The sequence below is a fragment of the Gilliamella intestini genome (assembly GCF_900094935.1).
Taxonomy (GTDB): Bacteria; Pseudomonadota; Gammaproteobacteria; order Enterobacterales; family Orbaceae; genus Gilliamella; species Gilliamella intestini.
Genome location: NZ_FMBA01000005.1, coordinates 85,161 through 95,794, shown reverse-complemented (window position 1 = coordinate 95,794; position 10,634 = coordinate 85,161). Strand labels below are relative to the sequence as shown.

At 34.9% G+C, this 10,634-nt stretch carries 8 protein-coding genes, 1 rRNA gene and 1 pseudogene; all 10 read right to left on the bottom strand.

The window, feature by feature from the left end; genetic code table 11:
• Nucleotides 1-157: ribosomal RNA gene (locus tag GA0061080_RS02445) — 16S ribosomal RNA — on the bottom strand; the annotation flags it as partial.
• A gap of 300 nt (nt 158-457) precedes the next feature.
• The gene (gene purT / locus GA0061080_RS02440) at nt 458-1,639 is read right to left on the bottom strand and encodes a formate-dependent phosphoribosylglycinamide formyltransferase (protein ID WP_091120465.1); all 1,182 of its coding nucleotides are present in this window, start codon (nt 1,637-1,639) and stop codon (nt 458-460) included.
• A 78-nt stretch (nt 1,640-1,717) separates the two neighbouring features.
• Nucleotides 1,718-3,016: an adenylosuccinate synthase gene (locus GA0061080_RS02435; RefSeq protein ID WP_091120462.1), complete on the bottom strand. Its 1,299-nt coding sequence runs from the start codon at nt 3,014-3,016 to the stop codon at nt 1,718-1,720.
• A gap of 19 nt (nt 3,017-3,035) precedes the next feature.
• Nucleotides 3,036-3,995 carry a protease modulator HflC gene (hflC, locus tag GA0061080_RS02430; protein WP_091120458.1) on the bottom strand — a complete coding sequence of 320 codons (960 nt, stop codon included), beginning with the start codon at nt 3,993-3,995 and terminating at the stop codon, nt 3,036-3,038.
• Nucleotides 3,996-4,005: 10 nt separating this feature from the next.
• The gene (gene hflK, locus GA0061080_RS02425) at nt 4,006-5,235 is read right to left on the bottom strand and encodes an FtsH protease activity modulator HflK (protein WP_091120454.1); all 1,230 of its coding nucleotides are present in this window, start codon (nt 5,233-5,235) and stop codon (nt 4,006-4,008) included.
• Between the two features lie 23 nt (nt 5,236-5,258).
• On the bottom strand, nt 5,259-6,554 hold the full coding sequence (hflX, locus tag GA0061080_RS02420) for a ribosome rescue GTPase HflX (protein WP_091120450.1): 1,296 nt from the start codon (nt 6,552-6,554) through the stop codon (nt 5,259-5,261).
• A 20-nt stretch (nt 6,555-6,574) separates the two neighbouring features.
• Nucleotides 6,575-6,820 (bottom strand): RNA chaperone Hfq, encoded by a 246-nt coding sequence (gene hfq / locus GA0061080_RS02415; protein ID WP_091120447.1) that lies wholly within the window; start codon nt 6,818-6,820, stop codon nt 6,575-6,577.
• Nucleotides 6,821-7,108: 288 nt separating this feature from the next.
• On the bottom strand, nt 7,109-8,023 hold the full coding sequence (gene miaA / locus GA0061080_RS02405) for a tRNA (adenosine(37)-N6)-dimethylallyltransferase MiaA (protein ID WP_091120441.1): 915 nt from the start codon (nt 8,021-8,023) through the stop codon (nt 7,109-7,111).
• Entirely contained in the window at nt 8,020-9,873 is a 1,854-nt protein-coding gene (mutL, locus tag GA0061080_RS02400; protein ID WP_091120438.1) for a DNA mismatch repair endonuclease MutL, read from the bottom strand. The genes miaA and mutL overlap by 4 nt, the downstream gene beginning before the upstream one ends.
• A 20-nt stretch (nt 9,874-9,893) precedes the next feature.
• Nucleotides 9,894-10,598 (bottom strand): annotated as a pseudogene (locus tag GA0061080_RS02395) (N-acetylmuramoyl-L-alanine amidase); the annotation flags it as partial.
• Between the last annotated feature and the right edge of the window lie 36 nt (nt 10,599-10,634).

Here is a 10,634-nt window from a genome sequence, read left to right as displayed (position 1 = left end):
TTCCAACTGTTGTCCCCTACCATTCGGCAGATCCCCATACTTTACTCACCCGTCCGCCACTCGTCATCAAGTGCAAGCACTTATGTTACCGTTCGACTTGCATGTGTTAAGCCTGCCGCCAGCGTTCAATCTGAGCCATGATCAAACTCTTCAATTTAAAGTTTGATGCTCAATAACTGTCTCTGACATATTCAAATGAATCTTCAGTGTCACTTATCAAGACTTAATTTTTTTAGTCCGTAGACTTTAATCTTTTGTCTCGCAAGTGCCCACACAGATTGTCTGTTTCTTCTTTTTAAAGAGCTGACAGCTTTTCAACTAAACCAACATTTCGTTGTTTTACTTCGCTGTCTCAAGGGTTGCGTATATTACTCACTTCACTTGTGAACGTCAACCCCTATTTTAGAAATTTTTATTTTTTTGTATTGAATGACTACTTTTTACACAAACTTAAGTGTTATAGGGTTATTTTTAGTTGTTTTGTCACATTAATAGCTTTATTAGTAGCCTCTTTAACTGTCGATGCTCTAGCTAACGCAACTCCCATTCTTCTTGTTCCTTTTACTTCTGGTTTACCAAATAAACGTAAATCAGTTTGCGGTTCGCTTAATGCTTTATCGATATTAGCAAAAGTTATTTGTTTTGAATTACCTTCTATTAATAAAACAGATGATGCACAAGCACCATATTGTTCTATAATTGGAATTGGCAATCCTAATATTGCTCTTGCATGTAATGCGAACTCAGATAAGTTTTGTGAAATTAATGTCACCATACCGGTATCATGGGGGCGAGGTGATACTTCACTAAACCATACTTGATCCCCTTTAACAAATAATTCAACACCAAATACCCCTCGTCCACCTAATGCTTCTGTTATTTTAGTTGCAATATTTTTCGCTTGTTTCAATGCTTTTTCAGGCATCTGCTGAGGTTGCCAAGATTCTCGATAGTCGCCTTTTTCTTGACGATGACCAATTGGTTCGCAGAATGAAACTCCGTTAATATGCCGAACAGTCAGCAAAGTAATCTCGTAATCAAAATCAACAAAACCTTCTATGATTACTTTACCCCCACCAGAGCGCCCTCCTTCTTGAGCATATATCCATGAAGATTTAATATCTGCTTCACTACGCAATAAAGATTGACCTTTGCCCGAAGAGCTCATAACGGGCTTAACCAAACATGGAAAACCTATCTCTTTTACCATTTGTTCATATTCAAATTCGTTTTCGGCGAAACGATAAGGTGAAGTAGGTAGTTTTAATTCTTCTGCAGCAAGACGGCGAATTCCCTCACGATTCATTGTTAATTGCGTTGCTTTTGCTGTTGGAATAACAGTAAATCCTTCTTTTTCCAACTCAACTAGTGTAGATGTGGCAATAGCTTCAATCTCTGGAACAATATAATCGGGATTTTCCATTTCAATGACTTTTCTTAGATCATCCCCATCAAGCATATTAACAGTATGATACCGATGAGCTACTTGCATTGCTGGCGCATTAGCATAGCGATCAACTGCAATAACTTCACAGCCAAAACGTTGTAATTCAATCGCAACTTCTTTAGCTAATTCTCCTGCACCACAAAGTAATACTTTAGTTGCAGTCGGTGATAAAGGAGTACCTAATTTAGCCATAATTCCCTCATACACAGTTAATTGTTATATATCAAAAAATAAAAAATCGGGAAAATTATCCCGATTTTTTAATCAATATTAAGCTTGATAAGGATCACGTAGAATCATAGTTTCATTGCGATCTGGACCTGTTGAAATAATATCAATTGGTGTTTCGGTTAACTCTTCAATTCTTTTGATATAAGCTTTTGCTGCTTGTGGCAGTGCATCATAGCTTTTAATGCCAAAAGTTGATTCGCTCCAACCTGGCATAGTTTCATAAACAGGTTTAACTAAGCTCCACTCTTCAGCGGCAGCTGGAGCATTTTTGATAACATCACCATTTGGTAATTGGTAACCGACACAAATTTTTACTTCTTTAAGCCCATCTAACACATCAAGTTTAGTTAAACAAAATCCAGAAACAGAATTAAGTTGTACCGCTTTACGCACAGCAACTGCATCAAGCCATCCAGTGCGACGGCGGCGACCTGTTGTTGCACCAAATTCATTACCTTGTTTACAAAGGTATTCACCAACTTCATCAAATAGCTCGGTAGGGAATGGGCCTGCACCAACACGCGTAGAGTAAGCTTTAACAATACCTAACACATAGCCAACATAACGCGGGCCAAAACCAGATCCCGTTGCTACACCACCAGCAGTAGTATTAGAAGAAGTTACAAAAGGATAAGTACCATGATCGATATCAAGTAATGTTCCTTGTGCACCTTCAAACATAATTCTTTCGCCTTTTCTTCGTGCATCTTCTAAAAGCGCAGGAATATCGGCAATCATAGCAACTAAAATATCAGCTATAGCTAATGTAGCATCTAAAACTTTTTGATAATCTACAGCTTCGATTTTGTAATAATTGACTAATTGAAAATTATGATAATCCATCACATCTTTTAGTTTTTCAGAAAAAGCTTGACGATCACGTAAATCACCAACTCGAAGTCCACGGCGAGCAACTTTATCCTCATAAGCAGGACCAATACCACGCCCTGTTGTTCCAATAGCTTTATTGCCACGAGCTTTTTCTCGAGCTTGATCTAATGCAATATGGTAAGGCAAAATTAGAGGACATGATTCAGAGATAAGGAGTCTTTCCCTAACAGGAATACCACTATTTTCTAACTCTTTCATCTCTTTCATCAAAGCATCAGGACAAAGCACTACACCATTAGCAATAATGCTAATAACATCATTACGTAAAATTCCTGATGGAATTAAATGTAATACTGTTTTTTCACCATTAATAACTAATGTATGACCTGCATTATGCCCGCCTTGATAACGAACAACATACTTTGCTTTTTCCGTGAGTAAATCAACAACTTTACCTTTGCCTTCATCACCCCATTGTGTACCTAGCACAACAACATTATTACTCATAGACTATTTACTCATTCAGTTAATTATCAGATTTTAATTTCATATATTTAAAAAATTCACTATCAGGGCTAATAACTACAATATCATTACCTGTAAAGCTTCGTTCATAAGCTTTTAGCCTTCGTATAAAGCTAAAAAACTCTATATCTGTACCAAAAGCATCAACATAAAGTTTGATTGCATTCGCATCACCTTCACCACGAATAGAGCGAGATTGACGTTCAGCTTCAGATAATATTTTGGTTACTTCTAGTATAGTCTCTGCTCGTATTTCATCAGCTTTTTTAATACCTTGAAAAGGTTGATTTTGGATAATATTCTTCCGGTCTGCTTTCATTTTCTCATAAATAGAATTAGACATTTCTTGAGGAAAATTAACTTTCTTTAAGCGGACATCAATAACTTCAATACCAAAAGGCCTCATACTCGCTTGATTACCCTCTAAAGCTTTTTCATTTTTATTAATGTGCTTTTCAATCGAATCACTTTTAACCAATTCTTGAACAGTGCTATTTAAGGTATCCTTTACACGGATCACTATAGAATTATGAGAGTTATTATTTGTATCATTAACAACATCAATGATATTTAATTTTTGAATTTCTGCTCTTAAACAGCCATTTAATCGAGCAAGTAACAAGTTCTCAATACTATTACCACCAGCAATAGTTTCATAATATCGATTAAAATCAACAATCTTCCATTGTACGAAATAATCAACAACTAAATCTTTATTTTCGTGTGTTCTAAACTTTTGTTCTTGACCGACATTATTAGAACTATTTGTTGTTTTGATTTTAGCATCAACAATTTTTACATTATCCATTCCTGGAAATTTAAAATGTAATCCAGGTTCAGATAATCCTATAGTTTTATTAAACCGTAAAACAATTCCTCGAGTACCTTCTTCAATAACATAAGCGCTAGAAAAAAACACACCAATCAAAATTAATGCTATAGGAATCAATAATTTGCGCATAATTTTCTCCTTATCTTCCCATAAACCGTGGAGTCCGCGAAGTCTCGCCAACTTTAATGGTGTTATTAGTGTTTTTGTTATTTTCTTTTGATAATTCCGGCATCGGTTGAGGCTGCTCTTTTACTGATTCAGACGCTCTCAGCATATTAGAATTATATTCACTATTTTGGTTTGATAACGTCATTGTTTGAGAATTTTTTTCACTCTTATTTTTTAATAGTGCTTCTAACGGTAACACTATCATATTTCCACTTTTATCATTCACTATAATCTTATTGGTTTTAGTTAATACTCTTTCCATAGTTTCAATATATAAATGTTCTTTAGTAATTTCTGGTGCTACTTTATATTGTGGTAAGATTTTTTCAAAACTGTCCACATCACCAGCAGCTTCAAGTTCTACTCTAATCTTATAAGCATTAGCATCAGCTAAAATTCCTGCTGAACGTTCTTCTGCCTGCTGAATTTTTTGCACCTTATCAGCTTCAGCTTGTTTGATTTCTCGCTCACTATCGTCTTGAACATGAAGCGTATCATTGTAAGTATCTTTCACTTCATCTGGTAGACGAGCAACTTGAAAATTCAAATTAATAACATTAATACCCATATCATAGGGACTAATGATATTGACTAATTCATCTTTAGTGCTACGTTCTATAGCTGAACGTTCATCAGAAATTATCGCACCAATATTTGAACTTGCCACCACCGTTCTAAGGGCACTATCGGCAGCTTGGCGCAGACTATCTTCTACATTAGTGACATTAAATAAATATTTTAAAGGATCGCTGACACTGTATTGCACATTTATATCAACAAAAACCAAATTTTCATCAGCTGTAACAATAAGTCCTTGTTCGTTGAAATTTCGAATGCCCTGTGTATCAACAATATACACTTTATCGATTAAAGTTGGCTTCCAATTTAGCCCTGGTTGAATGATTTCAGATTGAACTTGACCGAAACGAGTAATTACACCACGCTGATTTTGGTTAATGGTATAAAATCCACTTCCCGCCCAAACTAGAACTAGTGAGGCAATTATAGATATGATAATTTTAGTTATACTCATCGGCAATTTAATTCCAGAGGAACCATTATTATTGCCGAAATTATTTTTTTTTAATAATTTTTTAACTTTATCAAATAAGCCATCAGATGAATGATTAGTTGGCTTTTTTTTATTATTCCCCCATGGGTCGTTATCTTGTCCGTTATTGCCGGGCTGATTCCACGCCATATTGTATATGCTCCATTTGATAATTAGTTGTTATTTTGCTTATTGATTAAGTATAACAGATCTGGTTCTTGTTTACAGAGGCGATTCCATTCAATAGAGGGAATTCTCACATCTAGATGAAAACTACCATCCTCATTAATAAATTCATTTTCTACTGCATTTAACTGATATAAACGACTTCTTAGTCTTGCTAAATAAGCCGGCACACTCAAATGGCAAACCTGAATTTGCTTAGCGAGTCTTTCTTTTAACGCAATGAATAATTGATCCAATCCTAAACCATTTTGCGCTGAAATCCAAACTCGAATAGGCATACCGTTTTCATCTCGATCAATACTTGGTTGTTTTCCTTCTATCAAATCGATTTTATTCATAACGAGTAATGCAGGAATTTCGTGTGCATTAATTTCCTGCAAAACCTCATCAACAGCATACATGTTATCTAATAAATTAGGGTCTGCTGCATCAATGACATGTAATAGTAATGTTGCTTCTTGCGTTTCAAGTAATGTTGCTTTAAAAGCTGCAATAAGATCATGAGGTAAATGGCGAATAAAGCCTACAGTATCTGCTAAAACAACCTGACCAACATCATCAACCATAACCCTTCGTAGGGTTGGATCAAGTGTAGCAAATAGCTGATTAGCAGCATAAACATCGGCATTTGTTAATGCATTAAATAATGTTGATTTACCAGCATTAGTATAGCCAACTAAAGATGCTGTTGATAGATCAGCTTTACTTCTTGATTGACGATTTTGATTACGCTGTTTTTCAACTTTATCTAGTTTTGACAAAATTAATTGAATTCGATGACGAATTAATCGTCTATCGGTTTCTAACTGAGTTTCACCGGGTCCACGTAAGCCAATACCACCTTTTTGCCGTTCTAAATGTGTCCAACCCCGAACTAAACGAGTCGAAAGATGCTGTAATTGCGCTAATTCAACTTGCAATTTACCTTCATGTGTCCTGGCTCGTTGCGCAAAAATATCAAGAATTAATCCTGTTCTATCAACAACACGACATTTACACAACTGCTCTAAATTACGTTCTTGGGAGGGAGTTAAAGTATGATTGACTAAAACAACAGAAGCATTAAGCTGTTTAACTTTTTCAGCTATTTCTTGCGCTTTACCTTCACCTATAAAATATTTGGATTGAGGTGCTTTTCTTGAAGTTGTTACAATATCGATAATATCTATTTGAGCTGAAGAAACCAAAACCTCAAACTCTTTAAGATCCTCAATATCACTTTCTTGAGGAAAGAATACATGGACTAACAAGGCGGTTTCACCGCCTTTATATCTTTCAAACAATCAGATTCTCCACCAAAATATCAACTTTCGTCTTCCTCTTGAGGTTGAGATACCAATCCAGAAATAGGTCTAGATGGTACAACTGTTGAGATAGCATGTTTATAAACCATTTGGCTAACAGTATTTTTTAACAAAATAACAAACTGATCAAAAGACTCAATTTGACCTTGCAGCTTAATACCATTAACTAAATAGATAGATACTGGAATATGCTCGCGACGAAGCAAGTTTAAATAAGGATCTTGTAATGACTGCCCTTTTGACATGAGTTTATCCTTTAATAAGAAAATTATAATAAGATGAAAGAACCAATAATGTTATCGCAGAAAATAAAAATTTATTCACGACGAAAAATAAAACGTTTTTATTATCTACCAAAATAACATAAAAAGCACTGTTCTTAAACCAAGCAATAATAATTAATGCACAAATAACTAAAATTTTAATGAATTTAAACCAAAAAATAAAAAAATTATACCCATACTTAACAATTGCTTGCAATATTTTTACTAAATTAGATAAGAGCAATTTAAATTAAAAAGATACGTACTCTTTTATTTCAATATTTTATCAAAAACAGAACCTATATTATCGGTATTTAACCATGTTATAGGTTGTTTCCAACCTCGTAACCACGTTATTTGCCTTTTCGCTAATTGGCGTGTAGCGCAAATCCCTTTAAAAACCATTTCATCATAACTTGTATTGCCATTTAAATACTCCCACATTTGACGATATCCAACACAACGCATAGAAGGTAAATTTAAATGTAAATCCGATCGCTGCATAAGTGCTCTAACTTCATTTTCAAATCCTTGCTCCAACATATTTAAAAAGCGTTGTTCAATACGTTCATGTAATTGCGACCGATCTTGAGGCATAATAGCAAATTGCATAATATCGTATGGTAATGCTTCGCCACTTTCTTGTGTAAGTTCAGTTAGACTTTTTCCTGAAATTAAATAAACCTCTAAAGCACGATTAAGCCGCTGAGGATCGTTAGGATGAATTCGTTCAGCTGAAATTGGATCGACTTTTTTTAGATCTTCGTGAATCGCTTGCCAACCTAATTTATTGGCTTTTTCCTCTATTTGCTGACGAATTTCGCTATTAGCAGCAGGAAGCGGTGAAAGCCCTTCAATTAAAGCCTTAAAATAGAGCATTGTCCCACCAACCAACAATGGAATTCGCCCTTTTTTAAGGGTTTTTTCAATTTCCACAATAGCATCATGTCTAAAATTAGCTGCCGAATAACTTTTTGCTGGATCACAAATATCAATCAATTTATGAGGATACTTTTGTTGTTCTTCTTTAGTTGGTTTTGCAGTACCAATATCCATACCTCGATAAATTAGAGCTGAATCGACACTAATAATATCAATAGGATAACGATCATAAAGTTCCATAGCAATAGCTGTTTTACCAGATGCTGTTGGTCCCATTAACGAAATAATTTTTGGTTTATTCATGATAAAACTGATTGAGTTAAAAATTGTATATCAATCGGATATAAAAACGATTCTTGTTGTAACAGATTAATATCCACTTGTTCTAACTGAGCAAGTAAGTGAGCCACGTTATCCATGTTCCAATTTACTGCATAATTATCATTATACAAGCTAGCTAACCAAGCCGCAATTTGAGTTGGCTCGAAAACTTCCTTTTCTGACGATGAAATAAAAACAATTAAAGCAGGTAATACTTGTTGCCAATTGATAGTGCGCAACATTTTAGGAACTTTTTGTAAATACAACTTTGCTTTATCAATATAAAAATCAAAACCTAAAAAATTTAGTTGCGGCTGATAAGAAGAAAGGACTTGCTGCTCTTTATTATTAATTAAAATTGTCAATGGGATAAGCAATTTTTCAGAGTTTTGTAACAATAATTTAATCGCAACAACTTTTTGTTGAGCAATAGGCAACTTCATCAACATTAATTTTTGTTGATTATCTTCATTTTTTTCAAGCAATGCAATATCAGGTTGAATAATAGTTAACACCCGTCCAAATGTCACTAATGATGAATTATTAAGTTGCTGTTGTAGTGATTGCAATGGTGTACTTCGTTTTGGAAATAATGATTCAATAACCGCTTTTTGTGGTTCAGTTATTTCATTTTCTTCTACCGATAAAAATGGCTTTTTAGGCTCAAGTTCTGCAATATTTTGAGAAGGAGATTCAACACTAACTAACTGACCATACAACGCATTTTCTTTAGCATAATTGCTAGTTTTTTTTGGTAATTGGTTACTAGCTTGATAAGGCTTAGAAATAGTCTGTTGATTAAATATATTTTCTCCAGCTGCTTGCCGATTAGGTGTTATTGTTACTTTTTCATCTATTGCAGATAAATCCGATTCAAGGGCCATAACTATAGCTTGATAAACAAAATCATGCACTAATCTAGCTTCATGAAAACGGACCTCATGCTTAGCTGGATGAACATTAACATCAACTTGTTTTGGATCTATTTGTAAAAACACCACATAACTTTGTTGTTCATTCGCACGTCTTGTATAGGCTTGTCGTAATGCATGATTAAGTAATTTATCTTTGATAACTCGACCATTAACATAAAAATATTGCAAATCACTAACATCGCTACTTGTTACCCAACCTTGAATAAATAAATCATCATGTTGCCAATCTAATTTGACTGCTTTTTGCATAAATACCCGCCCACACACCAATTCTACCCTTTTTTCAAGGCTAGATGAACGATACTGCTTAACAAGTTTACCATTATGCTGCAAATTAAAGGTAACATCAGGACGTGCAAGCGCAATACGCCGAATAAATTCCTCAATATGCATAAATTCGGTTTTTTCTGTTTTTAAAAAACGGCGTCTTGCAGGAGTATTGTAAAACAAATCAAGTACTTCAACAGTCGAGCCAACAGGGTGTGCAGCAGGTTTAATCACCGGCTCCATATCCCGCCCTTCAGCATAAACTTGCCAAGCTTCAGTTTGTTGTGCTGTGCGTGAAGTTAATGTCAACCTTGCAACTGAACTTATACTCGCCAGAGCCTCACCACGAAATCCAAGGCTAATAATAGAATCTAAATCATCTAACTTGCTGATTTTACTTGTCGCATGACGAGCAAGTGCCAGTGCTAATTCATCTTTAGCAATACCACAACCATTATCTCGAATACGAATTAATTTACAGCCGCCTTGCTCAAGATCAATATCAATTTGAGTACTACCCGCATCAAGGCTATTTTCAACCAACTCTTTAATGACTGATGCTGGTCGTTCTACCACCTCACCAGCAGCAATTTGATTCGCTAATTGAGGAGAAAGAATATGAATTGCCATTAATGCTGTTCCCCAAATTTTGGATTTTGTTTAACGTAATTTTTTATACCTTGATAGATAGCTTTGGCAATCTTATCTTGATGAGTATTACTACTTAGTAAGCGTTCTTCACCTTCGTTAGAGATAAAACCAACTTCAACTAAAATCGATGGAATATCTGGTGAACGTAATACTCCTAAGCTTGCATGTTCTGGAACTGATTTATGTAATTTTACTATCTTTTTAATTTCTTTTAATACTTGTTTTGCTAACTCATATCCTACTCGTTGAGAATAAGAAAATTGTAGATCTAATATGGCTTGGCTCAAATGAGGATCATGATCATCGCTAAGCGCATCACCTGCTCCACCAAGTAATTGTGATTGTTTTTCATCTTGTTCAAGCCAACGACCAAGTTCTGTGTCCGCTCGCTTTGTTGACAATACCCAGATCGAAGCACCCGTTGCATTCCGATTTGGTGCAGCATCGGCGTGAACTGAAACTAACAAATTAGCTTTATTTTTTCTAGCAATTTCAGAGCGTTGCGAAACAGAAATAAAATTATCACTGCTACGGGTTAATACCCCTTTAAAATTAGGATCTTTATTTAGTAAATTGGTAAGTTTTTTAGCAATAGAAAGCGTAACTGTTTTTTCATATAACTTATTCTTGCCTATTGCGCCGGAATCTTTACCACCATGCCCAGCATCAACGGCAATAACAACTTTAGCTGCATAGGCAGAACTACAAAGCAGTAATAAGATAAAAAAAGTGAATAATTT